Consider the following 24998-nt stretch of genomic DNA (forward strand, 5'->3'; position numbering starts at 1 on the left):
CGATGGGCCGCGGCGTACTGGATGCCCCGCCTGCGCGGGGCATGGCAGTGTTGGACGTGGAGGGCGGCGTGCCCGCCTCACTCCACCGCCGCGTACACCCCGTTCCGCACCAGCGAGCGGGTGTATTCGCGCTGGCCCGGGCCCTGCATCATGAAGACCGCGATCAGGTCTTCGCTCGGATCGACCCAGAAGAACGTGCCGGCCATGCCGCTCCAGAAATATTGACCGACCGAACCGGAGAACGGCGCGATGCCCTGCTGGGTGCGGACGGCGAAGCCGAGACCGAAGCTGTGGCCGGGCGACACCAGCGTGCCCTGGACCTTGACGCCGGCGCCGAGGTGATCGGACGCCATCAAGGCGAGCGTCTTGCGGCCGATGATCCTGGTGCCGTCGAGCGTGCCGCCATTGAGCAGCATCTGCGCGAAGCGGGCATAGTCCATCGTGGTCGACACCAGCCCACCGCCGCCGGATTCCATCGCCGGTTTTTCCAGCATGTTGAACAGCTGCACCTTCTCATTGGTCCAGGGATCGTTGGCAAAGGCCTCGGCGAGCCGGCCGGCATTGGCCTCGGCGGTGTGGAAGGCGGTCTCGTTCATTTGCAGCGGCGCGAGGATGCGCTCAGTGAGGAACGCGGCGAGCGTCTTCCCGCTGACGACCTCGATGATGCGGCCAAGGATGTCGGTGGAGCGGCTGTAATTCCACTCGGCGCCGGGCTGGCAGACCAGCGGCATGGCGGCGAGCATGGTGGCGTGCTCGGCATTGGTGATCTTGCGGCTGCGCAACCGCGACTGCTTGTAGAGGTCCTGCACCGGGCCGTTGCCGGTGTGGTCATACGTCAAACCCGAGGTGTGGCGCAGCAGGTCCTGGATCGTCATCTGCCGCTGGACCGGGACGAGCTCGAGCTTGCCGTTATGCTCGACGCCGACCTTGGTCTCGGCGAATTCGGGGATGAGCTTCGCGACGGGATCGTTGAGCAGGAAGTGGCCATCCTCCAAGAGCTGCATGATGCCGACCGAGACGATCGGCTTGGTCATCGAGAAGATGCGGAAGATCGAGTCATGCGTCATCGGCGCAGCGGTGGTCGGGCTTTGCCGGCCGATCGCGTCGAACCAGCCGATCTGGCCGCGGCGGGCCACCAGCACGGTGAAGCCGGGCGCGGTTCCCTTGTCGACCTCGCGCTTGAAGGTGTCGGACATCGCCTGCAGCCGCGCGCTCGACAGTCCGATCGATTCGGGCTTGGCGAGGGGAAGGGAGGGGGTGGTTGGGCTTGCGTGCTTGGCGGCGGTCTGGGCGTTCATGGTCTCTCCCTGGTTCTTGATTCTTGCGGCGAGGTGCCGACGCGAGTTGATCGCCGAAGTCTGGCGCAGAAGTTTTGCAATGAACAGAAGCTTCAGCGCTTCGCCCTTGCAAACCGGCCATGCCCTGTGCTTGAAACGGCGCGAACCGGCGGCGACGCCGGTTCCCTGCAGGAGTGTAGCTCAATTGGTAGAGCACCGGTCTCCAAAACCGGGGGTCGCAGGTTCGAGCCCTGCCACTCCTGCCAGCTTTTAGCCAACAATTTGAATGCCTTGGCAGATGTCCCGGACCCCGGCCATGATCATTTTCGACTGCTCGATCAGCGGGCAGCCGCCGTCCACGGCGTCTTCGATTCCTCAGGTCTCTTGAATTGTCCTGCTGCTGCAAACGATCCGGTCAGTCGTTGGCGGCATCGTTCATTGGCCTGCCGTCTCCGGCGCCTTGTCGGACCACTCCGGCGGCAAGCCAAGTCTCCCGGCTGCCATGCCGATCAAGCCGGGATTGCGACCGTAGGCCTCGCAGGCAGCGTATTTCGGCTTGCCGCCGAGATTGGCGCCGATCTTGTCGAACGATGGCAGCTCCGGCGGCTTTCCGAATGGCGTGGCGCCGGTGACGACGAGCCTGCTGAAATCGTCGCTGAAGGAGGAGGCGAGATCGTAGGCGTCCGCGACGCTGGAAACCCTCGGCGAGTTGGTGAATGAATTCGCGCCGCGGGCCCAGATCATCGCCGCTTGTTCGCGGCTGGCCGGATCGCGCACCTCGGCCTCGACTGTCAGGCTGCCGAGACCGATCGGTAATCGCGGCACCGGTATCGGTACGCCTGCGCCGAGCGCGGTCGGCAGGAAGCTCACCACCCTGGAGGCGCCTGCGGCGACTTCGTCGGTGGTCGCGGCCTGGGTGACGAGCGCGTGCGCGGTCAGATCCGCCGGTTGATCGGGAGCCACGACTTCGAGTCGATCGCTGAGGCCGACGCAGAGCGTACGGTCGATCGCGTTGGCGACCAGGCGCCGCTGCTCCTGCGACAGCGCCGGCGAGGCGGACTGCGAGAAGGTCGTCGGTACGATCCGCACGGTTTTGGCGGCAAGCACGCTGTCCTTGTTGACGTGAACCAGCGATTTCGCCAGCAGTCCGTTCGACGGGGTCAGCCTGTCGTAGGACGCCAGTGATCCGCCTCTGGTCATCGGCGCGCTGGCGCAGCCTGATAACAACGCGACCGCAACGGCGGCTCCGGCGAGCGCGGATGGCCGATTGTACCGGCGATCGAGCCAAACCTGATCCGTGCCCTGCGCGACAGCAGCAGAGTCCGGTCGAATCTTGATTTTCATCTCACCCCTCGAGCGACCGCTCACCCCGGAAACGATCGCGTGTGACGATAGGGTTTGGCGGCCGAGGGCGGGATTAAGAGATGTTAAGTCAGTTATAGACCGCGAAACCGCGCGACCTATTTGAGCCACATTTGGCCGTGCAGGCTTAACAAAACGCTATATTTGCGGGGCTGCGGATTTGCGGCAGATGCCTCTAAAATGCCGTGATGCAAATCCTGGAAGATGACTTCGTGACCCTGCCCGTCACCAACGCGCGGATTCTCTGCGTCGAGGACGACGCCGATATTGCGCGCATGCTGGCCGAGGTGCTGCAGGACAACGGCTTCAGGCCGGTGCTGGTCGGTTCGGCCGTCGAGATGGATGCGCTGCTCAAGCGCGAGAACTTCGATCTCATCGTGCTCGACGTGATGCTGCCGGGCGAGGATGGACTGAGCATCTGCCGGCGCCTGCGCATGTCGTCCTCGATCCCGATCATCATGGTGACGGCGCGGGGCGAGGACATCGACCGCATCCTTGGCCTCGAGCTTGGTGCCGACGACTACGTCACCAAGCCGTTCAATTCGCGCGAGCTGGTGGCCCGCATCCGCGCGCTGTTGCGCCGGGTCGAGAGCGGCGTGGCGGCGCGCTCCCGGCCGCGTCCTTTGACCTTCGCCGGATGGCGCATCAACCCGACCACCCGCGAGCTGCACGACCCGGCCGGCGTCCGCATCACGCTCACCGGAGCCGAGTTCGATCTGCTGCTGGCGTTCTGCCGCAATCCCGGCCAGGTGCTGTCGCGCGAGCAGCTGATCGAGCAGGCCTTCGGCGGCCTGATCGCATCGGTCGAGCGCAGCGTCGACGTCCATATCAGCCGCATCCGGCAGAAGATCGAGCCGGATCCGAAGGACCGTTCGATGATCAAGACGGTGCGGCTCGGCGGTTACCTGTTCACGCCTGCGGTCGAGCAAATCTGATGGGATGGGCGCAGCGGCTGATCCCGCGCAGCGTCGCGGCGCAACTGATGAGCCTGGTGGCGCTTTCGGAGCTGATCGGCATCATGCTCGCGGCGGTGACCATCATCTTCTTGTTCGATTCTCCCTCGATCACCGATACGCAGAAATTTCTGGCAGGGCGGGTTGCGGAGCTCACCCAGCTTGTACGCTCCACCAGGACGTCAGTAGACGCGGATGAACTGCTGGCCGCCGCAAGGCGTGGCGGTCTCGACGTCAGGCGAGTCTCCTTGGGCGAGCTGGTGCCGCGAACAGCCGCGGAAACGCGGTCGTTTTCCATGCGAGCGTTCCGGCAACTGGCTGCCGAGCCCGGCATTGAGTTGATGGAGGAACTGCGCCATCCGGCAGGCTCGTCCTCACAGGTGATCGTACGGCTCGACGATGGCTACGCGTTGATGGCCGACGTTGCGGTCAGGGGCGGCCTTTGGCCGACGTTGCTCCGCCCCGTGGCCGGAGGGACGATCGTCGTGCTGATATCCATGCTGCTGCTGTCGGTCTACGCGGTGCGCTGGGTGATCGCTCCGCTGGCGGAAGTGGCACGCGCAGCGACCTCGTTCGGCCGCTCGCCGCGGGCTCCCGAGGTACTGCGCCGGCGTGGGCCGCGTGAAATCGCCCAGGTCACCGACGCGCTGAATGACATGCGCACCCGTATCGCTGCGCTGCTCGACGACCGCACCCGCATGCTGGCGGCGATCAGCCATGACCTGCGGACGCCGCTGACGCGGCTCAGGTTGCGCTCCGAGCGCGTGCGCGAAGATACCCTGCGCACGGCGATGCTGGGCGATATCGGCAAAATGACGCGCATGATCAACGAGACGCTGGACTATCTGCGCGAGGACGCCCGCACCGAGGCGGCATCGTGCATCGACCTTCCGAGCTTTCTGCAGACGATCTGCTCGGACTTCGCCGATACGGGCCATGCGGTATCGTATGCCGGGCCCGCGCGGCTGCCCTACGTCTGCCGGCCCCGCGCGCTGTCGCGCGCCGTCACCAACATCGTGGAGAATGCAGTCAAGCACGGCAGCCTCGTCGCGGTGACGCTCCGTCTCGCCGAGGCCGACCATATCGAGATCGCGGTGGCCGACGACGGTCCCGGCATCCCGCTGGCGCTGCACGACAAGGTGTTCAAGCCGTTCTTCAAGGGCGACAGCGCACGCCAGGACAGCGGCGGCTTTGGGCTGGGCCTGTCGATCGCCCAGGATATCGTCAAACGGCATGGCGGCAGCATCGCTTTGAAACCCGGCGCGCCGAGCGGATTGCTGGTCTCGATGCTGCTGCCGCCGACGTCTGTCCTGGCCTAGAGCAGGCCGGACAGCGGCTGCGATGTGCGACGGACGCGTCGCCCTGCTGCCGGCTGCCGGCTAAGCCCTTGATTTGGAGAGGCCAACGCCCGATCGGCCTGAGCCTGGCCGGGGCCGGCCGCGACCCTGCCGACCTTGACGTTTGGCCGGTCTCGCAGTAGATACCGCCCACTCGCAGCCGGCCCGCTTTGATGGCGGATATCCGGCGCGGCCTAATTCCCCGAACATTCGAGCTCGTTTATCGGCTCAACCTTCCAAACGAGGGCTGGGTCCGCAAGGTCGGCCGTTCGGATTCCTTGAAACGTTGCAATCGTCCGGAGACGGACGCGGATCTCACGATGGCTTTCAGCCCGTTCAAATTCCTGCAGGAAGTGCGCTCGGAGACCGCCAAGGTCACCTGGCCGACGCGCCGCGAGACGACCATCACCACGATCATGGTGTTCGTGATGGTGGCGCTGGCCTCGGTCTTCTTCTTCGCCGCAGATCAGATCATCCGCTATCTGATTACCCTGATACTGGGCATCCACTGATGAGCATGGGAACTCAATTGATGGACAAGCGCTGGTACATCGTTCACGCCTATTCCAACTTCGAGAAGAAGGTCGCGGAATCGATCCGCGAGCAGGCCAAGCAGCGCGGGCTGGAAGAGCTGTTCGAGCAGGTGCTGGTGCCGACCGAGAAGGTCACCGAGGTGCGCCGCGGCCGCAAGATCGACGCCGAGCGCAAGTTCTTCCCGGGCTATGTGCTAGTGAAGATGAAGCTGACCGACGAGGCGTTCCATCTGATCAAGAACACCCCGAAGGTGACCGGCTTCCTCGGCGCGGAAAACAAGCCGATGCCGATCTCGGAAGCGGAAGCGATGCGGATCCTGCACCAGGTGCAGGAGGGCGTGGAGCGTCCGAAGGCGTCGGTGTCGTTCGAAATCGGCGAGAACGTGCGCGTGGCCGACGGCCCGTTCGCCTCGTTCTCGGGCGTGGTGGAAGAAATTGACGAGGCGCGCTCGCGGGTGAAGGTCGCGGTGTCGATCTTCGGCCGCGCGACCCCCGTGGAACTGGAATTCGGTCAGGTCGAAAAGGTGGTCTGACCGGACGGCGTGGGGTATATGCCCCGCGTCAAGTGAGAGGCCGTGGGAGGGAGGAGGCGGTCGCCAGCCCCTTCAACCGGACCACGGAACCTGAAACCGCCGGCCCCGTCCGGCACAACAGGAGTGATATATGGCAAAGAAAGTGACCGGATACCTGAAGCTTCAGGTCCCGGCCGGTGCGGCGAATCCCTCGCCCCCGATCGGTCCCGCGCTTGGTCAGCGCGGTCTGAACATCATGGAGTTCTGCAAGGCGTTTAACGCCCAGACCCAGAAGGAAGAGAAGAACACCCCGATCCCGGTGATCATCACCATCTATGCGGACCGGTCCTTCACCTTCGAGATGAAGACCCCTCCGATGTCCTACTTCCTCAAGCAGGCCGCCAAGATCCAGTCCGGATCGAAGGCGCCGGGCCGCGACAAGGCCGGCAAGGTGACCAAGGCGCAGGTGCGCGAGATCGCCGAGAAGAAGATGAAGGACTTGAATTGCGACACCATCGAATCGGCCATGAAGATGGTCGAGGGCTCTGCCCGTTCGATGGGTCTGGAAGTTGCGGGGTAACGGGCCATGGCAATCGGAAAGCGTTTGAAGAAGGCCCGCGAGGGCGTCGATCGCGAGAAGCTCTACCCGCTCGCGGACGCCATCAAGATGGTCAAGGAGCGCGCCAAGTCGAAGTTCGACGAGACGATCGAGATCGCGATCAATCTCGGCGTCGACCCGCGCCACGCCGACCAGATGGTCCGCGGCGTCGTCAACCTGCCGAACGGCACCGGCCGCACGCTGCGCGTCGGCGTGTTCGCGCGCGGCGCCAAGGCTGAGGAAGCCAAGGCCGCCGGGGCCGACGTCGTCGGTGCCGAAGACCTGGTCGAGAAGGTGCAGGGCGGTGCGATCGATTTCGATCGTTGTATCGCTACCCCCGACATGATGCCGCTGGTCGGCCGCCTCGGTAAGGTGCTCGGTCCGCGCGGCATGATGCCGAACCCGAAGATCGGCACCGTGACCATGGACGTCGCCAACGCCGTGAAGGGCGCCAAGGGCGGCTCGGTCGAGTTCCGCGTCGAGAAGGCCGGCATCGTGCAGGCCGGCATCGGCAAGGCCTCGTTCTCCGAGGACAAGCTGGTCGAGAACGTCAAGGCGCTGGCCGACGCGGTCTCCAAGGCGAAGCCGGCGGGTTCCAAGGGCACCTACATCCAGCGCGTGGCGGTGTCCTCCACCATGGGCCCGGGCGTGAAGGTCGAGCCGGGCACGATCCTCGGCTGAGGCCTTTGAGCGTGACGAGACAAAGAGGGGCGGGATCGGGCAACCGGTTCCGCCCTTTGTTTTTGCCAAGGCGTTTGTTTTGCCAAGGCGTTTTGTTTTGCCAAGGCGTTTTCGAGCGAAGTGGCTTCCGGTTCGCGTGAAGAAAACGCGTCAAGACAAGATCTGAAGCCTCTCGCAGGAAACAACAACAATGCCCGATAAGGTCCTGGTCTATTCGCGCTTTCCCAAAGCCCAGCTGATCCGCTTCGGCGAGCGCTATGAGCTCCTCAATGCGGCGGGCAAGCGGCCGGACGAAGCATTCCCGCCGAGCGAGCTCGCCGACGTCAGGGCCATGATCACCGCGGGCGGCACCGCGCTCCGAGGCGAGACCATGGACATGCTGCCGAAGCTCGGCGCGATCGTCTGCTACGGCACCGGCTATGACGGCGTCGACCTCGCCGCGGCCGCCAGCCGCGGCATCGCGGTCGGCCACAGTCCGGGTGCCAATGCGGCGTCGGTTGCCGACACGGCGGTCACCTTGATGCTGGCGTCGGTGCGGCGGCTCTTGGTGGCTGACAATTATGTCCGCAGCGGCGACTGGGCCGGTGCAAAGCCGTCGCCGATGATGCGGCCGCAGGCGGGCATGCGCGGCCGCAAGGTCGGCGTCTATGGCATGGGCGAGATCGGCCGCAAGATCGCCGCCCGCGTTGCCGCGTTCGAGACCGAGGTCGGCTATTTCAGCCGCTCGAAGCATGACGTGCCCTATCAATACTTGCCGTCGCTGGAGGCGCTGGCCGATTGGTGCAGCTTGCTGATGGTCGCCGTGCGCGCCGGCGCCGAGACCGAGCATGCGGTCAATGCCGACATCCTGCGCCGGCTCGGCCGCGACGGCTTTGTCGTCAACATCTCGCGCGGGTCCGTCATCGACGAGACCGCGCTGGTCGCCGCACTGACCGACGGGGTGATCGCGGGCGCCGGCCTCGACGTGTTCGCCAGGGAGCCGCATCCGCCGGGCGCGCTGACGGCGTTGCCGAATGTCGTGCTGTCGCCGCATCTCGGCGGCCATACCCTGGAATCGCACGTCGCGATGCAGGACTGCGTGCTCGCCAATCTCGACGCGTTCTTTGCCGGCAAGCCGCTGCCATATAAGGTGGGCGGCAGCTGAGCGACCGGCGGTTGCGGCCTCCGAACCGGTTCCCAACCGCTCTATGAAATTGGTCCAATATTTGCTCTTGGCAAGCAAGGCAGGACCGGCTACATAGCGCCTTCCGGGCGTGCTGGCACTTGCTGGCATGTCCGTGCTCGCATTCCGAAAACCTGAGATGATAGGAGATCATTCCTTTCCGCATGCCCGCAAGGATGCTCGAAAGGAAGGAGACCCGTCGCCTCCTGAGGAATGAGAGCAGGGGCCTTCAGCATGCTGAAGTGCCTCGATCCTGTCCAAGACTGCAGGCGCCCGCGAGAACTTCGTGTTTTCAACGGCTTAATCGCATGGCCTGCATAGACGGGTGAAGACCGGATTATGCGCTCCACGTCGCGACCAGTCGCGGCTGGGAAGCTGGTTTGGTTCGAACCTCGACAGCCCATGGCCGCAAGGCTCTGGGAGGGCAGGCTTCTAGATGTCGTCTTGCCCGGCATGTCCGAAGGGTCTTGCGCCTTGCGGATCAGGTTTAGGGCGGGACGATGGGTGCAACCCGGCGGTCCCGACCTTCGCGGAAAGGCCGCCAACCGGAAAGAGCTTGCTGTGGAACGAGCGGCAAAAAAAGAGTCGGTCGAACAACTTAACGAGGTCTTCAAGACCACGTCGGTTGCGATCGTTGCTCACTATTCCGGCCTCACCGTGGCCCAGATGCAGAAGCTGCGCATGCAGATGAAGCAGGCGGGCGCGTCGGTGAAGGTCTCGAAGAACCGTCTCGCCAAAATTGCTCTTGAAGGCACTGACGTCGCTGCCATCGGCTCCCTGCTGAAGGGGCCGACCGTGATCGCTACCTCGAACGATCCGGTTGCGGCGCCAAAGGTTGCCATCGAATTCGCCAAGGCGAACGAGAAGTTCGTCATCCTCGGCGGCTCGATGGGTAAAACCGTCCTGAATGTCGACAGCGTGAAGGCGCTCGCCTCACTGCCGTCGCTCGACGAACTGCGCGGCAAGATCGTTGGCCTCATCGTGGCGCCGGCGACCAAGCTTGCTCAGCTCTCCAACGCGCCCGCGGCCAAGCTCGCACGCGTCATTCAGGCTCATGCCTCAAAGGGCGAAGCGGCCTGACCCCTTCGCTAATCTCAAACCTGGTTCGAACCAAACGTTTAAGGAACTGAACAATGGCTGATCTGCAGAAAATCGTTGACGACCTCTCGAGCCTCACCGTGCTCGAAGCGGCCGAACTCGCCAAGCTCCTCGAAGAAAAGTGGGGCGTGTCCGCCGCTGCCGCCGTCGCGGTGGCCGGCCCGGCTGCAGGTGGTGGCGGTGCCGCTGCTCCGGCTGAAGAGAAGACCGACTTCACCATCGTGCTGGCTGCTGCCGGCGACAAGAAGATCGAAGTCATCAAGGAAGTCCGCGCCATCACCGGCCTGGGCCTGAAGGAAGCCAAGGACCTCGTCGAAGGCGCTCCGAAGCCCGTCAAGGAAGGCGTCAACAAGGAAGAAGCCGACAAGATCAAGGCCCAGCTCGAGAAGGCTGGCGCCAAGGTCGAGCTCAAGTAATGCGCAATCCGGGAGCGCCTCGGGCGCTCCCGGGCCATGCAAACGGCGTGCGACAGGTTGTCGCGTGGCGCGCCGGACACAAAAAAGTGTGGGGATCCGTGGACTTAACCCTCGAATCTCCTTTATTGCCATCCCATATCGGGTTGGCAGCGGAAAAACACGGTAGGCGGCGGGGGCGGCAGGGTCCCTGGCGGAAGCCGTTGGGAGACAGTCAGATTTCGGGCTTTTTCAGTCCGTAAAGCGGAGCGTTTGGACGAGCGGGTGCAGTGATGCGCCCCGCGCGTCGTTTTGCGTTTTGGAGGCAATGGGGGCCGGGCCGGGGATTTAATTCCTGACTTTGCGCTTCGTTCCTTCGGGACGATTCGAAATTCAACCCGGGGCCGATGGCAGTCGCTCCCGGAAGGTTCGCCCCACAAAGGCGACGAAAATGAGAGGCCACGATGGCGCAGCAGACATTCACCGGTCGCAAACGCGTACGCAAGTTTTTCGGTCACATCAAGGAAGTCGCCGAGATGCCGAACCTCATCGAGGTTCAGAAGGCGTCCTATGACCAGTTCCTGATGGTTGACGAGCCGGCCGGCGGTCGCCTCGATGAGGGCCTGCAGGCGGTGTTCCGCTCGGTGTTCCCGATCTCGGACTTCTCCGGCACCTCGATGCTGGAATTCGTCCGCTACGAGTTCGAACAGCCGAAATACGACGTCGACGAGTGCCGCCAGCGCGGCATGACCTTCGCTGCGCCGCTCAAGGTGACGCTGCGCCTGATCGTGTTCGATATCGACGAGGAAACCGGCGCCAAGTCGGTCAAGGACATCAAGGAGCAGGACGTCTACATGGGCGATATCCCGCTCATGACGATGAACGGCACCTTCGTCGTCAACGGCACCGAGCGCGTCATCGTCTCGCAGATGCACCGCTCGCCCGGCGTGTTCTTCGACCACGACAAGGGCAAGACCCATTCGTCCGGCAAGCTGTTGTTTGCCGCGCGCGTGATTCCGTATCGCGGTTCCTGGCTCGACATCGAGTTCGACGCCAAGGACATCGTGTTCGCGCGCATCGACCGCCGCCGCAAGATCCCCGTGACCTCGCTGATGTACGCGCTCGGTCTCGACGGCGAGCAGATCCTGTCGACCTTCTACAAGAAGATCACCTACAAGCGGACCAAGGACGGATGGCGCGTGCCGTTCGATGCCAACCGCTTCCGCGGCTATTCGACCGTCAACGACCTGATCGACGCCGACACCGGCAAGGTGGTGCTCGAGGCCGGCAAGAAGCTGACCGTGCGCCAGGCGCGCCAGCTCCAGGAGAAGGGCCTCAAGGCGCTGCGGATGTCGGACGAGGAACTCGTCGGCAACTATCTTGCCGAGGACCTCGTCAACCCGAAGACCGGCGAGATCTACGCCGAGGCCGGCGAGGAGATCACCGAGAAGTCGCTCAAGGTGCTCAACGAGCAGGGCTATAAGGACCTGCCGCTGCTCGACATCGACCACGTCAATGTCGGCGCCTACATCCGCAACACGCTGGCGGCCGACAAGAACATGACGCGCGAGGACGCGCTGTTCGACATCTACCGCGTGATGCGTCCGGGCGAGCCGCCGACGCTGGATTCGGCGCAGGCGATGTTCCAGTCGCTGTTCTTCGATGCCGAGCGCTACGACCTTTCCGCGGTCGGCCGCGTCAAGATGAACATGCGCCTCGAGCTGGATGCGCCCGACACCCACCGCACCCTGCGCAAGGAAGACATCCTGGCTGTCATCAAGACGCTGGTCGACCTGCGCGACGGCAAGGGCGAGATCGACGACATCGACCACCTCGGCAACCGCCGGGTGCGCTCGGTCGGCGAGCTGATGGAGAACCAGTACCGGATCGGCCTGCTCCGCATGGAGCGCGCCATCAAGGAGCGCATGTCGAGCGTCGATATCGACACCGTGATGCCGCAGGACCTGATCAACGCCAAGCCCGCGGCCGCCGCGGTGCGCGAGTTCTTCGGTTCCTCGCAGCTCTCGCAGTTCATGGACCAGACCAACCCGCTGTCGGAGATCACCCACAAGCGGCGCCTGTCGGCGCTTGGCCCTGGCGGTCTGACCCGCGAGCGTGCCGGCTTCGAAGTCCGCGACGTGCATCCGACGCATTACGGCCGTATCTGCCCGATCGAGACGCCGGAAGGTCCGAACATCGGCCTGATCAACTCGCTGGCGACGTTCGCGCGCGTCAACAAGTACGGCTTCGTCGAGACGCCCTATCGCAAGATCAAGGACGGCCGGGTCACCGACGAGGTGGTCTATCTGTCCGCGATGGAAGAGGGCCGCTACCGCGTCGCGCAGGCCAACGTGCCGCTCGATGCCAAGGGCCGCTTCACCGACGATCTGGTGGTCTGCCGCCACGCCGGCGAAGTGCTGCCGGTGACGCCGGACAAGGTCGACTACATGGACGTGTCGCCGAAGCAGCTGGTCTCGGTTGCCGCGGCGCTGATCCCGTTCCTCGAGAACGACGACGCCAACCGCGCGCTGATGGGCTCGAACATGCAGCGCCAGGCGGTGCCGCTGGTTCGCGCCGAGGCGCCGTTCGTCGGCACCGGCATGGAAGGCGTGGTCGCCCGTGACTCCGGCGCGGCGATTGCCGCGCGCCGCTCGGGCGTGATCGACCAGATCGACGCCACCCGCGTCGTGATCCGCGCCACCGAGGATCTCGATCCGACCAAGTCGGGCGTCGATATCTACCGGCTGATGAAGTACCAGCGTTCCAACCAGTCGACCTGCATCAACCAGCGTCCGCTGGTGAAGGTCGGCGACATCGTCAAGAAGGGCGACATCATCGCTGACGGTCCGTCGACCGATCTCGGCGAGCTCGCGCTCGGCCGCAACGTGCTAGTCGCCTTCATGCCGTGGAACGGCTACAACTTCGAAGACTCGATCCTGCTCTCCGAGCGGATCGTGAAGGACGACGTCTTCACCTCGATCCATATCGAGGAGTTCGAGGTGATGGCCCGCGACACCAAGCTCGGGCCTGAGGAAATCACCCGCGACATTCCGAACGTCTCGGAAGAAGCGCTGAAGAACCTCGACGAAGCCGGTATCGTCTACATCGGTGCGGAAGTCCGCGCCGGCGACATCCTGGTCGGCAAGATCACGCCGAAGGGCGAGAGCCCGATGACGCCGGAAGAGAAGCTGCTGCGCGCCATCTTCGGCGAGAAGGCCTCCGACGTCCGCGATACCTCGCTGCGCGTGCCTCCGGGCGTGCAGGGCACCATCGTGGAAGTCCGCGTGTTCAACCGCCACGGCGTCGACAAGGACGAGCGTGCGCTGGCGATCGAGCGGGAAGAGATCGAGCGTCTGGCCAAGGATCGCGACGACGAGCAGGCGATCCTGGACCGCAACGTCTACAACCGCCTCGCCGAGCTCCTGGAGAACCGCCAGGGCATCGCCGGCCCGAAGGGCTTCAAGAAGGATACCAAGATCACCCGCGCGGTGCTCGACGAGTATCCGAAGTCGCAGTGGTGGCTGTTCGCCTCGCCGAACGACAAGCTGATGGCCGAGATCGAGGCCATGCGGAAGCAGTACGACGAGTCGAAGAAGGGCCTCGAGCAGCGTTTCCTCGACAAGGTCGAGAAGCTGCAGCGTGGCGACGAGCTGCCGCCCGGAGTGATGAAGATGGTCAAGGTCTTCGTCGCGGTGAAGCGCAAGATCCAGCCCGGCGACAAGATGGCCGGCCGTCACGGCAACAAGGGCGTGGTGTCGAAGATCGTGCCGATCGAGGACATGCCGTTCCTCGAGGACGGCACCCATGCCGACATCGTGCTCAATCCGCTCGGCGTGCCTTCGCGCATGAACGTCGGCCAGATCCTCGAGACCCATCTCGGTTGGGCCTGCGCCGGCCTCGGCAAGCGCATCGGCCAGACCATCGACGCCTACTATCAGAAGCAGGATCTCAAGCCGCTGCGCGAGACCCTGAAGAAGATCTACGGCGAGGATGAAACCATCAAGTCGCTGAACGACAACGAGCTGGTCGAACTCGGCCGCAACCTGAGCCACGGCGTGCCGATCGCAACGCCGGTGTTCGACGGCGCCAAGGAAGCCGACATCGAGGAGATGCTGAAGCTCGCGGGCTTCGACGCCTCCGGCCAGTCGACCGTCTATGACGGCCGCACCGGCGATGCGTTCGATCGCAAGGTGACGATGGGCTACATCTACATGCTCAAGCTGCACCATCTCGTGGACGACAAGATCCACGCGCGTTCGATCGGTCCGTACTCGCTCGTCACCCAGCAGCCGCTGGGCGGCAAGGCGCAGTTCGGCGGCCAGCGCTTCGGCGAAATGGAGGTCTGGGCGCTGGAAGCCTACGGCGCCGCCTACACGCTGCAGGAAATGCTGACCGTGAAGTCGGACGACGTCGCCGGCCGTACCAAGGTGTACGAGGCGATCGTGCGCGGCGACGACACCTTCGAGGCCGGCATTCCGGAATCGTTCAACGTGCTGGTCAAGGAAATGCGCTCGCTCGGCCTCAACGTCGACCTGCACAATTCCAAGGTGGGACCGGCGCCGACGTCGGAAGCCGCCGAGTAACGCTCGTGATCGACGCCCGGCGCGCAAGCGCCGGGCCTTCGCGCCCCGCCCGGACGTTGAGTGGGGCGCGCGCTGAATAAAACTTTCGAATTTGCTGCCGGTGACGACCGGCACGCGAGGAGAAGACCATGAATCAAGAGATTATGAATCTTTTCAATCCGACGACGCCGGCCCAGGTCTTCGACCAGATCCGGATTTCGATCGCGTCTCCGGAGAAGATTCTGTCCTGGTCGTACGGCGAGATCAAGAAGCCGGAGACCATCAACTACCGCACCTTCAAGCCGGAGCGTGACGGCCTGTTCTGCGCCCGCATCTTCGGGCCGATCAAGGACTACGAGTGCTTGTGCGGCAAGTACAAGCGGATGAAGTACAAGGGCATCATCTGCGAGAAGTGCTCGGTCGAGGTGACACTGTCGCGCGTCCGGCGCGAGCGCATGGGCCATATCGAGCTGGCCGCTCCCGTTGCCCACATCTGGTTCCTGAAGTCGCTGCCGTCGCGCATCGGCCTCTTGCTCGACATGACGCTGAAGGATCTCGAGCGGATCCTGTATTTCGAATACTACGTCGTGCTCGAGCCGGGTCTGACCGCGCTGAAGGACCGTCAACTGCTGTCGGAAGACGAGTATCTGAAGGCGCAGGACGAATACGGCCAGGACAGCTTCACCGCCATGATCGGCGCCGAGGCGATCCGCGAGCTGCTGAAGGGGCTCGAGCTCGAGAAGCTCGAGGCGACGCTGCGTGCCGACATGGCGGAGACCGACTCCGACATCAAGCACAAGAAGCTCGCCAAGCGTCTGAAGATCGTCGAGGCCTTCCGCGTCTCCGGCAACAAGCCGGAATGGATGATCATGACGGTCGTGCCGGTGATTCCGCCGGACCTGCGTCCGCTGGTGCCGCTCGACGGCGGCCGGTTCGCGACCTCGGACCTCAACGACCTGTATCGCCGCGTCATCAACCGCAACAACCGTCTGAAGCGGCTGATGGAGCTGCGTGCGCCCGACATCATCATCCGCAATGAAAAGCGCATGCTGCAGGAGGCCGTCGACGCGCTGTTCGACAACGGCCGCCGCGGCCGCGTCATCACGGGCGCCAACAAGCGGCCGCTGAAGTCGCTCGCCGACATGCTGAAGGGCAAGCAGGGCCGGTTCCGTCAGAACCTGCTCGGCAAGCGCGTCGACTATTCGGGCCGTTCGGTGATCGTGGTCGGTCCCGAGCTGCGCCTGCATCAATGCGGCCTGCCGAAGAAGATGGCGCTCGAGCTGTTCAAGCCGTTCATCTACTCGCGGCTCGACGCCAAGGGCCTGTCCACCACGGTGAAGCAAGCCAAGAAGCTGGTCGAGAAGGAGCGTCCGGAGGTCTGGGATATCCTCGACGAGGTGATCCGCGAGCATCCGGTGCTGCTGAACCGCGCGCCGACGCTGCATCGCCTGGGCATCCAGGCGTTCGAGCCGGTGCTGATCGAAGGCAAGGCGATCCAGCTGCATCCGCTGGTCTGCGCCGCCTTCAACGCCGACTTCGACGGCGACCAGATGGCCGTGCACGTTCCGCTGTCGCTGGAAGCGCAGCTCGAAGCGCGCGTCCTGATGATGTCGACCAACAACATCCTGCATCCGGCGAACGGCCAGCCGATCATCGTGCCGTCGCAGGATATCGTGCTCGGCCTCTACTACGTCTCGATCATGCGCGAAGGCCTGCCCGGCGAGGGCAAGATCTTCGGCGACATGGCCGAGCTCGAGCACGCCCTGCATTCGAAGGTCATCCACCTCCACACCAAGATCAAGTACCGGTGGGAAGGCATGGACGAGGAAGGCAAGCTGTCGAAGCGCTGGATCGAAACCACCGCCGGCCGCGTCATGCTCGGCAATCTGCTGCCGAAGCACCCGAGGATCTCGTACGACATCATCAACAAGCTGATGACCAAGCGCGAGATCTCCGGCGTGATCGACCAGGTCTACCGTCACTGCGGTCAGAAGGAGACGGTGATCTTCTGCGATCGCATCATGGCGCTCGGCTTCTACAACGCCTTCAAGGCGGGCATCTCGTTCGGCAAGGACGACATGGTCGTGCCGGCGTCGAAGTGGAAGATCGTGGACCAGACCCGTACGCTGGCGAAGGATTTCGAGCAGCAGTACAATGACGGCCTGATCACCCATGGCGAGAAGTACAACAAGGTCGTCGACGCCTGGTCGAAGGCCGGTGAAGAAGTCGCCAAGGCGATGATGAAGGAGATCTCGTCCACCAAGAAGACGGCGGCGGGTGCGGATGCCGACATCAACTCGATCTATATGATGGCGCACTCCGGTGCGCGTGGTTCGCCGGCCCAGATGCGCCAGCTTGCCGGCATGCGCGGCCTGATGGCCAAGCCGTCGGGTGAGATCATCGAGACGCCGATCATTTCCAACTTCAAGGAAGGTCTGTCGGTGCTCGAATACTTCAACTCGACCCACGGCGCCCGCAAGGGCCTCGCGGACACCGCGTTGAAGACCGCGAACTCGGGCTATCTGACCCGTCGTCTGGTCGACGTCGCGCAGGACTGCATCATCACGCAGACCGATTGCGGCACCACGCTCGGCATCAAGATGCGTGCCATCGTCGACGCCGGCACCGTGGTCGCCTCGCTCGGCTCGCGCATCCTGGGCCGCGTGGCCTGCGATGACGTGCGCGATCCTGCCACCAACGAGGTCATCGTCAAGCGCGACACCTTGATGGAGGAGAGCCACGTCGACGCGATCCAGCAGGCCGGCATCCAGGAAGTGAAGATCCGTTCGGCACTGACCTGCGAGCTGATCAACGGCATCTGCGCGAAGTGCTACGGCCGCGACCTGGCCCGCGGCACCCCGGTCAACCACGGTGAGGCTGTCGGCGTCATCGCCGCGCAGTCGATCGGTGAGCCCGGCACGCAGCTGACGATGCGCACGTTCCACATCGGCGGCGCCGCCCAGCTCAACGAGCAGTCGTTCGTCGAATCGAACTTCGACGGCAAGATCGTGATCAAGAACAAGGCCATCGCCCGCAACAGCGAAGGCAGCCTGATCGCGATGGTGCGCAACATGGTCGTTGCGATCGTCGATGCCGATGGCACCGAGCGTGCAACCCACCGTATCCAGTACGGTTCGAAGATGCACGTCGACGAAGGCGACATGGTCAAGCGCGGCCAGCGCATCGCCGAGTGGGATCCCTATACCCGCCCGGTGCTGAGCGAGGTCGAGGGCACGATCGGTTTCGAGGATCTGGTCGAAGGCCAGTCGATCTCGGAAACGCTCGACGAGTCCACCGGTATCGCCAAGCGCGTGGTCATCGACTGGCGCACGACGCGCGGCGGTTCGGATCTGCGTCCGGCCATCGTGGTCAAGGGCAAGGACGGCAAGGTGATGAAGCTCGCGCGTGGCGGCGATGCCCGCTACATGCTGTCGGTCGACGCCATTCTGTCGGTCGACGTCGGCGGCAAGGTGATGCCCGGCGACATCCTGGCGCGTATCTCGACCGAGAGCGCCAAGACGCGTGACATCACCGGCGGTCTGCCGCGGGTGGCGGAACTGTTCGAGGCTCGCAAGCCGAAGGATGCGGCGATCATCGCGGAGACCGCGGGAACGATCCGCTTCGGCCGCGACTACAAGAACAAGCGCCGCATCTCGATCGAGCCGATGGACAAGACCGAGGAGCCGCGGGAGTACCTGATCCCGAAGGGCAAGCACATCCACCTTCAGGACGGCGACATCGTCGAAAAGGGCGATTTCATCGTCGAAGGCAATCCGGCGCCGCACGACATCCTGGCGATCAAGGGCATCGAGGAACTCGCTGCCTATCTGGTCAACGAAATCCAGGAGGTCTACCGGTTGCAGGGCGTGCTCATCAACGACAAGCACATCGAGGTGATTGTCCGTCAGATGCTGCAGAAGGTCGAAGTCACCGACCAGGGCGACACTGACATGATCTCGGGTGAGCAGGTCGACAAGATCGAGTTCGACGCGCTCAACACCAAGGCCAAGGAGGAGGGCAAGAAGCCCGCCACGGGAACGCCGGTTCTGCTCGGCATCACCAAGGCGAGCTTGCAGACCCGCTCGTTCTTCTCGGCGGCGTCGTTCCAGGAGACCACGCGCGTGCTCACCGAGGCTGCCGTCAACGGCAAGATCGACCCGCTCGAAGGCCTCAAGGAGAACGTCATTGTCGGCCGCCTGATCCCGGCCGGCACCGGCGCCTCGATGGCGCGGATCCGCGAGGTCGCGGTCAAGCGCGACAAGCTGATCCTCGACGAGCGCGAGAAGCAGCAGGCGGCGATCGTGCCGACGGCTCCGGAAGCCGAGCCGCTGGCGCTGCCGCCCGCGGAATAGGCATCCGCAAGACTACGGATATGGCGAAAAGGCCGGCGTTTAGCCGGCCTTTTTGCTGCTTTCTTCCCCTGCTGCGGTGCAGGAACGCAGTTTGTTCATCTTTCCTTCAGGCAAAAAAGTGCCTTTGCTGGGATGACTTAGACCGGCTGTTTGGCTCGCGCCGGAGACCACGGAATCGATATGCTCGACTTGGCGATTGTAGGCGGCGGCCCCGGGGGGCTGATGAGCGCCTGGTATTTGAAGCGCAAACTCGGCGACCTCTGCCGCATCACCATCTTCGAGGCATCGAACCGCCTCGGCGGCAAGATCGTCACGCGCAAATTCGACAGCGCACCTGCGATGTATGAGGCGGGCGTTGCCGAGATCTATGATTACTCGATGACGGGGCCGGACCCGCTGCGCGAGCTGATCCAGCATTTCGGGCTGCAGACGATCCCGATGGACGCCGAGCAGGTGCAGCTCGATGGCGAGCTGCTGGCCGACGTTCCCGGCATGCGCCGCAAATACGGGGAGAAGACCGCCGCCGCAATCGAGGCGTTCCGCAAGCGCTGCACCGAGCTGGTGTCGCCGATCGAATATTACGAGGGTGTCGGATCCACACGACAACGAGCATCCGTGGGCCTACAAGACCGCCGAGCAGGTCCTCGACGAGGAGGTCGAGGACGCGACTGCCAAGCGGTTCTTCAAGGTGATGGCGCGCTCCGATCTCGCGACCGAGAGCCACAACACCAACGGCCTCAACGCGCTGAAGAACTACGTGATGGATGTCGACGGCTATATCGGCCTGTATTCGATCCAGAACGGCAACGAGCAGCTGATCGATTGCCTGCGCTCGGAAGTCAATGCCGACATCCAGCTCAACCATCGCGTGCTCAAGGTCGGCAAGACCGAGCAGGGCCGCTATCAGCTCAACATGATGAACGGCAAGGGGCCGGAGACGCGCGACTTCGACCTCGTGCTGGTCTGCCTGCCGCACTCCTGGCTCGCGACCATGCGCTGGGACGGCGAAGAGCTGCGCAAGTCGATGGTCAAGCACGTCGCCTATTTCGACCGGCCGGCGCATTATCTGCGCGTCTCGATCCTGTTCGACGAGCCTTTCTGGGGCGAGAAGATCCCGGGCGCCTGGTTCATGTCGGAAGCGTTTGGCGGCTGCTGCGTCTACAACGAGGGCGCGCGCCACGACGTCGGCAAGCACGGCGTGCTGAACTGGCTGATCGCGGGCTCCGATGCGCTCGCCTTCGCCAATCTCTCCGACCAGGAGCTGATCGACGCCGCACTGAAGTCGCTGCCGGCCTCGCTCGGCGACGCCCGCGAGCACTTCCTCGAGGGTAAGATCCATCGCTGGCTGTCCTCGGTCAACGCGCTGCCGGGCGGCCTGCCGGTGCGCGACGTCATGACCAACCATCGCCCCGAGCCGAAACAGCATCCCGGCATCGTGGTGGTCGGCGACTATCTGTTCGATTCGACGCTGAACGGCCTGCTTGACTCCTCCGATGCCGCGACCGACATCATCCTGACCGAGATGATGCGGCTGCGCCGCGCCCGCGCGCAGGACGAGGGCGCGCTCTCCGACAGGATCGACCGCAGCTATTTCGACAACTATCGCGGCGCCGGCCCCTACAGCGAAGTCTGGCGCGACTTCACCGACCCGGCCTATCTGACCGACCTGATCAAGACCGTGTGGGGCAGGGCGAAGGGCTACAAGCTCCTGATCGCCGGCTCCGCCAGCGGCGAGCTGGTCGGCGCGCTGCGCGAGCGCGGCATCGATGCCTGGGGCATCGAGAACAACCGCTACATCCACGGCAAGACGCCGAAGGCGCTGAAGAAGTACAACAAGCTCGGCTCTATCGCCGACATGCCGTTCAAGGACAACGAGTTCGACTTCGTGTTCGAAACCGCGCTGTGCCATCTCGGCGACAAGCAGGTCGTGCGCGGGGTGCGGGAACTGAACCGCGTGGTCAAGACCGGCGTCGTGTTCGCGTCGGTGACCTCGGACATGGCGCCGGCGGTGATCGACCGCTACGACCTGTTGCGCGGGGTAAAGAAGCTCGGCACCTGGTGGGAGTGGTCGGAACTGTTCTTCGGCAACGGCTTCGACCTGTCGATGCACCGCCGCGACTGCACCGACGCGCTGTGGACGCTGACGCTGGCCGCCAACAAGGGGCCGGGGCAGTGGTACGCCGATTCCGACAGCCTGCGCTATTCGTTCTTCGACAAGGTCGAAGCCGACCTCGACGATTAGCGGCAACGATTGACGGGTCTGACGCAAGGCGATTGGTCGTGCGTCAACCAACTGTCAAACGGCGGCAGGGCCTGGTCGCGAATCGTCGCGATCATGTGGGGCTTCGGCCGTTCCAAACGCTTTGCCGAATTCATCCTGATCGCATAGGATCGCGGCCGCAGCGTCATCGGCTGCACTTTGACTTGCGGTCATGCCGGCCGTGGAGCATCGGTTGGTTTCATGGCGCCAAAACCTCCTGCATCAAGACCTCCTGCACCAGACGATCCGACGAGACCGACGGCTGACGATCCCGAGCTGAAGAAGAAGCCCTCAGCCGTGGCCGCTCCGCCCGCGGCAGCGGCCTCCGCAAAGCCCGCCGCGGCCCCGGCTGACGACGACGATGATGAGGATGAGGACGACGAGTTCGAGCTCGATGACGATGATGACGACGAGGATCTCGTCGTCTACACCGCCAAGGAAGCCGCCGGCGCGCTCTCCACGATCTATGGCTTCGTCAGGCCGATCCTGGCGAACTACCGCAAGCCGTTCGCCTTCGTCGCCTTCGGCGTGCTGGTCGAGACGTTGTTCAACGTCATCATGCCGCTCAGCCTGAAATTCCTGATCGACGATGCGCTCGGCGAGGAGGATTTCGGCGCCCTGTACAAGATCCTCGGCGTGCTTGCGGTGGCCGGCATCGTCACCTCGATCATCGCGGTCTGGTACGAGCGCTGGGATGCGCGGCTCGCCGCCGGCATCATCGCCGACGTCCGGACCCGGATCTTCGAGCACGTCCAGAACCTGCCGTCGGCCTATTTCGCACGCACCAAGCGCGGCGAGATCCTGTCGCGCTTCTCGATCGACCTCTCGGCCTTCGAGGGCACGATCAAGAGCTTCGCCAACAGCGCGGCGCTGCCGTTCCTCGAGCTGGTCGCCGGCATCGTCCTGATGCTGTTCCTGAACTGGCAGCTCGCCGCGGTCGCGCTCTTGGTGTTTCCGATCACGCTGATCGGTCCGCGCATCCTGACGCCGAAGGCGGTGCAGGCCAATTACGAGCAGAAGCAGAACGAAGCTGCGTTGCTCGGCACCGTGCAGGAGAACGTCGCCGCGCAAGCGGTGGTGAAGGCGTTCAACCTGCAACGCCGCGCGCTCGGCTGGTTCACGCTGCGCAACCGCGACGTCCGCGACAAGGCCGCCTCGGCGATGTTCCTGTCGACCATGGTCGAGCGCACCGTCACCATCGCGGTGCTGCTGCTGCACCTCGTGGTGCTGGCGATCGGCGCCTATCTCGCCACCAAGGGCCAGATCACGGTCGGCACCTTCGTGACCTTCGAGAGCGCATTCTGGGAGGTGTCGTACAACATCGCCCATCTCATGCACTTCATCCCGGTCTCGATCTCGTCGGCGGCGGCGGTGCGGCACATCCAGGAGCTGCTCGACGAGCCGACCCGTGGCGCCGACCGTCCCGGGGCGCCGGACCTGCCGCGCATCACCAACGACATCTCGTTCGACCGCGTCACCTTCCAGTATGAGGGGGCGGAGACGCCGGTGCTCAACAATCTCAGCCTCAAGCTCAAGGCCGGCAAGAGCATTGCGATCGTAGGCCCCAGCGGCTCCGGCAAGAGCACGCTGATCAACCTGATCCTGCGGCTCTACGTGCCGGACGAGGGCCGCGTCGCCATCGACGGCGTCGACATCCGCCGGGTGACGCGCGAGTCGCTGCGGGCCAACATGGCGGTCGTGTTCCAGGAGAACATGCTGTTCAACATGTCGATCCGCGAGAACATCCGGCTCGGCAAGGAAGGCGCCACCGACGCGGAGGTCGAGGACGCCGCGAAGAAGGCCGAGATCCATCGCTACATCATGAGCCTGCCGCAGCGCTACGACACGCCGGTCGGCGAGCGCGGCGATACGCTGTCGGGCGGCCAGCGCCAGCGCATCGCGATCGCGCGCGCGATCATCCGCAATCCGTCGGTGCTGCTGCTCGACGAGGCGACCTCGGCGCTCGACCAGACCACCGAAGCCGCGATCAACCGTACGCTGCTCAAGGTCGCCGAGGGCCGCACCATGATCTGGTCGACGCACCGCCTGACCTCGGTGGTCGAGATGGACGAGATCATCGTGATATCGGGCGGCAGGGCGATCGAGCGTGGCTCGCACCAGGAGCTGCTCGCCCGCAACGGCGTCTACCGCAAGCTGTGGGACGACCAGGGCCTCTCGCAGCATGACGCGGACGACGAGGATGACGACGGCTCGGATGATGATGACGAAGAAGACGAGGACGAGGAGGCGTGACGCCCGCCGCGGCGTGGATGCGCAGCGCCTGCCGATCTCGTCTTACGCCCTGTCCGCGGCGTGCGGACGTTGCCGGAATTGATTGGCCGGTCGCGTCGCTGCCGGCGCCGGCGGGCTGCGCAGCCGGCGCAACCAGCCCCGGCCGAGATAGCCGAGGAAACGCGCCCAGCGCTGGGCCTGCCAGTAGCGCGTGGTGCCGATCGACACCTGCCGGAAATCGAACGCCTTGGCATTCGACCAGGCGTCGCATTCCGTCTTGACCGGATCGTCGTAGAACGCGGTGATCTTCTCCTCGCCCATGCCGTCGGTGGCGAGCCATGCCGGGATGTGGACGTTGCAGAGCTGGGCCACGTCGGTGAACACCTTGTCGGTCCCGGTGCCGGTGACCGGGCAGGTGCTGGCGAAGGCGTCCCCGACCAGCACGACGCCGGCCTGCCGATAGCCAGTGCTGACATAGACGTCGGCGGGCCTGATCTTGATGTCGCCGGCGACGTCGAACTCGCCGGTCAGCCGGCGCAGCCGCGGCAGCGCGGCGTTCAGCGTCTCGACCGGATTGCGCCGCATCGCCCGCAGCCAGGGATCGTCGGCCGGGCGGTAGGTGAAGAGGTTGGCGCGCATCCGGTTGCCGACCGGAAACAGCGTGATGTAGGGGATGCGGTCGCTCGGCCGCTCCGAGAAATAGGTCATGGCCGCGAACGAGAAGGCGGGGCGGCCGACGGGTACGAAATCGAAGCCGAGCGAGATCGAGTGGCAATGGCTGGTGACCAGCCGTTCGATGCCGAGCATCCGGCGCAGCCCGACATTCAGGCCGTTGGCGAGCACGACGAGGCGCGCCGAGATCTCCTCGCCACCGGCGAGCACGATTTTCTGCCGCTCGGAGCTGGTCGCGATATCGACGACCTTGTCGCAAATGAATTGCGCCGCCCCCGCGATCTCGGCCCGGAGCGCCGCGACCAGGTCGTCGTACATGATGCCGTATTGCCGGCTTGGCTGCCGGTCGAGCAGATGGCCGAATCGCGCGATCCAGTTCTCGCCGTCCAGCGTCGCCGAACGGAGCACGGATTCGGCCAGCCCGGTCCTGGCGAATCGCGCGAGCTGGAGGTCGCCGCTGATCTTCTCGACACGAAAATCGAACGGGTAGACCTGATGGGGGTCGACCATCAGGCTCGGTATCCCGGCACGGCCGAGCATGGCGGCTGCGGTCGAGCCCGCAAGACCTCCGCCGATGATCGCGATGTCGGTGTACCGCATGAGAGCTTTCCGTGGCCGTGACCGCGATTTTTGCGCTGCGAATGGCAAATAAAGGCTTAGTTTCGAAGTTTGCCTTCAGGACTAAGTTAGGGAGAGTTGTTTCTCATCGTATTTTACCCGGGTGAAATATGATCCCGCAGCCGCACCGGAGATTCGGGTCGAGGCGAGGGGAGAGGCGAAGGCTGTCACATTTCGTCTTGCCCCGCGCGTCGCCGAAATGCGAAATCCGCAACTGCCAGAGCCGTTTCTTTGCTTGTCGTTTTGCTTGACTTCACTATCTCTCGATTATACAAGGCGCCCACTTAACGACAGGCGGTGAGCTCGCCAGCGTCGGAACGGAACACCCGAAGGCCCTTTTTCAGGAGCCGGACGGGCACCAACCTCGACGAATGCCGCTCAAACGCTGTCGATGATA

15 protein-coding genes, 1 tRNA gene and 1 pseudogene are annotated in these 24998 nt (G+C 64.2%); 14 read left to right on the top strand and 3 right to left on the bottom strand.

Translation table 11 applies throughout. From position 1 onward, the window contains the following. Positions 1-77 precede the first annotated feature (77 nt). A complete protein-coding gene (locus ACVIW0_RS15590) occupies positions 78-1298 on the bottom strand; it encodes a serine hydrolase domain-containing protein (protein WP_461353135.1) in 1221 nt (406 codons plus the stop codon). A 169-nt stretch (positions 1299-1467) separates the two neighbouring features. Between ACVIW0_RS15590 and ACVIW0_RS15595 the strand changes: the two genes are divergently transcribed. Further along, positions 1468-1543 (top strand) — tRNA-Trp (locus ACVIW0_RS15595). 169 nt (positions 1544-1712) lie between these two features. On the opposite strand, the gene ACVIW0_RS15600 is transcribed toward ACVIW0_RS15595, so the two are convergent. After that, entirely contained in the window at positions 1713-2621 is a 909-nt protein-coding gene (locus tag ACVIW0_RS15600; RefSeq protein WP_461353136.1) for a DUF3313 domain-containing protein, read from the bottom strand. A gap of 206 nt (positions 2622-2827) precedes the next feature. Here ACVIW0_RS15600 and ACVIW0_RS15605 point away from each other — a divergent pair, with 206 nt between their 5' ends. The 13 genes and pseudogenes from ACVIW0_RS15605 (at position 2828) to ACVIW0_RS15665 (ending at position 23332) form a co-directional block, all read left to right on the top strand. Continuing rightward, positions 2828-3574, top strand: coding sequence for a response regulator (locus tag ACVIW0_RS15605; RefSeq protein ID WP_461353137.1), 747 nt, complete (start codon positions 2828-2830; stop codon positions 3572-3574). A 47-nt stretch (positions 3575-3621) separates the two neighbouring features. After that, positions 3622-4911 carry an ATP-binding protein gene (locus tag ACVIW0_RS15610; RefSeq protein WP_461353138.1) on the top strand — a complete coding sequence of 430 codons (1290 nt, stop codon included), beginning with the start codon at positions 3622-3624 and terminating at the stop codon, positions 4909-4911. Between the two features lie 338 nt (positions 4912-5249). Continuing rightward, positions 5250-5441 carry a preprotein translocase subunit SecE gene (gene secE, locus ACVIW0_RS15615; protein ID WP_028335448.1) on the top strand — a complete coding sequence of 64 codons (192 nt, stop codon included), beginning with the start codon at positions 5250-5252 and terminating at the stop codon, positions 5439-5441. Between the two features lie 20 nt (positions 5442-5461). After that, positions 5462-5995 carry a transcription termination/antitermination protein NusG gene (nusG, locus tag ACVIW0_RS15620; protein WP_016840553.1) on the top strand — a complete coding sequence of 178 codons (534 nt, stop codon included), beginning with the start codon at positions 5462-5464 and terminating at the stop codon, positions 5993-5995. A gap of 130 nt (positions 5996-6125) precedes the next feature. After that, the gene (gene rplK / locus ACVIW0_RS15625; RefSeq protein ID WP_011088164.1) at positions 6126-6554 is read left to right on the top strand and encodes a 50S ribosomal protein L11; all 429 of its coding nucleotides are present in this window, start codon (positions 6126-6128) and stop codon (positions 6552-6554) included. A 6-nt stretch (positions 6555-6560) separates the two neighbouring features. Next, a complete protein-coding gene (gene rplA / locus ACVIW0_RS15630) occupies positions 6561-7253 on the top strand; it encodes a 50S ribosomal protein L1 (protein WP_456754187.1) in 693 nt (230 codons plus the stop codon). A 190-nt stretch (positions 7254-7443) separates the two neighbouring features. Next, positions 7444-8397: a 2-hydroxyacid dehydrogenase gene (locus ACVIW0_RS15635; RefSeq protein WP_461353139.1), complete on the top strand. Its 954-nt coding sequence runs from the start codon at positions 7444-7446 to the stop codon at positions 8395-8397. Between the two features lie 579 nt (positions 8398-8976). Beyond that, positions 8977-9495 carry a 50S ribosomal protein L10 gene (rplJ, locus tag ACVIW0_RS15640; protein ID WP_146991572.1) on the top strand — a complete coding sequence of 173 codons (519 nt, stop codon included), beginning with the start codon at positions 8977-8979 and terminating at the stop codon, positions 9493-9495. Positions 9496-9548: 53 nt separating this feature from the next. Continuing rightward, on the top strand, positions 9549-9929 hold the full coding sequence (gene rplL, locus ACVIW0_RS15645; RefSeq protein WP_225713867.1) for a 50S ribosomal protein L7/L12: 381 nt from the start codon (positions 9549-9551) through the stop codon (positions 9927-9929). A 440-nt stretch (positions 9930-10369) separates the two neighbouring features. Further along, positions 10370-14488 (top strand): DNA-directed RNA polymerase subunit beta, encoded by a 4119-nt coding sequence (rpoB, locus tag ACVIW0_RS15650; protein ID WP_461353140.1) that lies wholly within the window; start codon positions 10370-10372, stop codon positions 14486-14488. A gap of 128 nt (positions 14489-14616) precedes the next feature. Continuing rightward, positions 14617-18819 carry a DNA-directed RNA polymerase subunit beta' gene (gene rpoC, locus ACVIW0_RS15655; protein ID WP_461353141.1) on the top strand — a complete coding sequence of 1401 codons (4203 nt, stop codon included), beginning with the start codon at positions 14617-14619 and terminating at the stop codon, positions 18817-18819. Positions 18820-18999: 180 nt separating this feature from the next. Then, positions 19000-21061, top strand: a pseudogene (locus ACVIW0_RS15660) (FAD-dependent oxidoreductase). 219 nt (positions 21062-21280) lie between these two features. Continuing rightward, on the top strand, positions 21281-23332 hold the full coding sequence (locus ACVIW0_RS15665) for an ABC transporter ATP-binding protein (protein ID WP_461353142.1): 2052 nt from the start codon (positions 21281-21283) through the stop codon (positions 23330-23332). A gap of 42 nt (positions 23333-23374) precedes the next feature. On the opposite strand, the gene ACVIW0_RS15670 is transcribed toward ACVIW0_RS15665, so the two are convergent. Continuing rightward, entirely contained in the window at positions 23375-24583 is a 1209-nt protein-coding gene (locus ACVIW0_RS15670; RefSeq protein WP_461353143.1) for an FAD-dependent oxidoreductase, read from the bottom strand. Positions 24584-24998 lie beyond the last annotated feature (415 nt).

The organism is Bradyrhizobium sp. USDA 4454 (genome assembly GCF_054822705.1).

Coding starts and splice junctions, on each gene's coding strand:
- ACVIW0_RS15590 (WP_461353135.1), bottom strand. CDS start 1,298: ATGAACGCCCAGACCGCCGCCAAGCACGCAAGCCCAACCACCCCCTCC.
- ACVIW0_RS15600 (WP_461353136.1), bottom strand. CDS start 2,621: ATGAAAATCAAGATTCGACCGGACTCTGCTGCTGTCGCGCAGGGCACG.
- ACVIW0_RS15605 (WP_461353137.1), top strand. CDS start 2,828: ATGCAAATCCTGGAAGATGACTTCGTGACCCTGCCCGTCACCAACGCG.
- ACVIW0_RS15610 (WP_461353138.1), top strand. CDS start 3,622: ATGAGCCTGGTGGCGCTTTCGGAGCTGATCGGCATCATGCTCGCGGCG.
- secE (WP_028335448.1), top strand. CDS start 5,250: ATGGCTTTCAGCCCGTTCAAATTCCTGCAGGAAGTGCGCTCGGAGACC.
- nusG (WP_016840553.1), top strand. CDS start 5,462: ATGGACAAGCGCTGGTACATCGTTCACGCCTATTCCAACTTCGAGAAG.
- rplK (WP_011088164.1), top strand. CDS start 6,126: ATGGCAAAGAAAGTGACCGGATACCTGAAGCTTCAGGTCCCGGCCGGT.
- rplA (WP_456754187.1), top strand. CDS start 6,561: ATGGCAATCGGAAAGCGTTTGAAGAAGGCCCGCGAGGGCGTCGATCGC.
- ACVIW0_RS15635 (WP_461353139.1), top strand. CDS start 7,444: ATGCCCGATAAGGTCCTGGTCTATTCGCGCTTTCCCAAAGCCCAGCTG.
- rplL (WP_225713867.1), top strand. CDS start 9,549: ATGGCTGATCTGCAGAAAATCGTTGACGACCTCTCGAGCCTCACCGTG.
- rpoB (WP_461353140.1), top strand. CDS start 10,370: ATGGCGCAGCAGACATTCACCGGTCGCAAACGCGTACGCAAGTTTTTC.
- rpoC (WP_461353141.1), top strand. CDS start 14,617: ATGAATCAAGAGATTATGAATCTTTTCAATCCGACGACGCCGGCCCAG.
- ACVIW0_RS15665 (WP_461353142.1), top strand. CDS start 21,281: ATGGCGCCAAAACCTCCTGCATCAAGACCTCCTGCACCAGACGATCCG.
- ACVIW0_RS15670 (WP_461353143.1), bottom strand. CDS start 24,583: ATGCGGTACACCGACATCGCGATCATCGGCGGAGGTCTTGCGGGCTCG.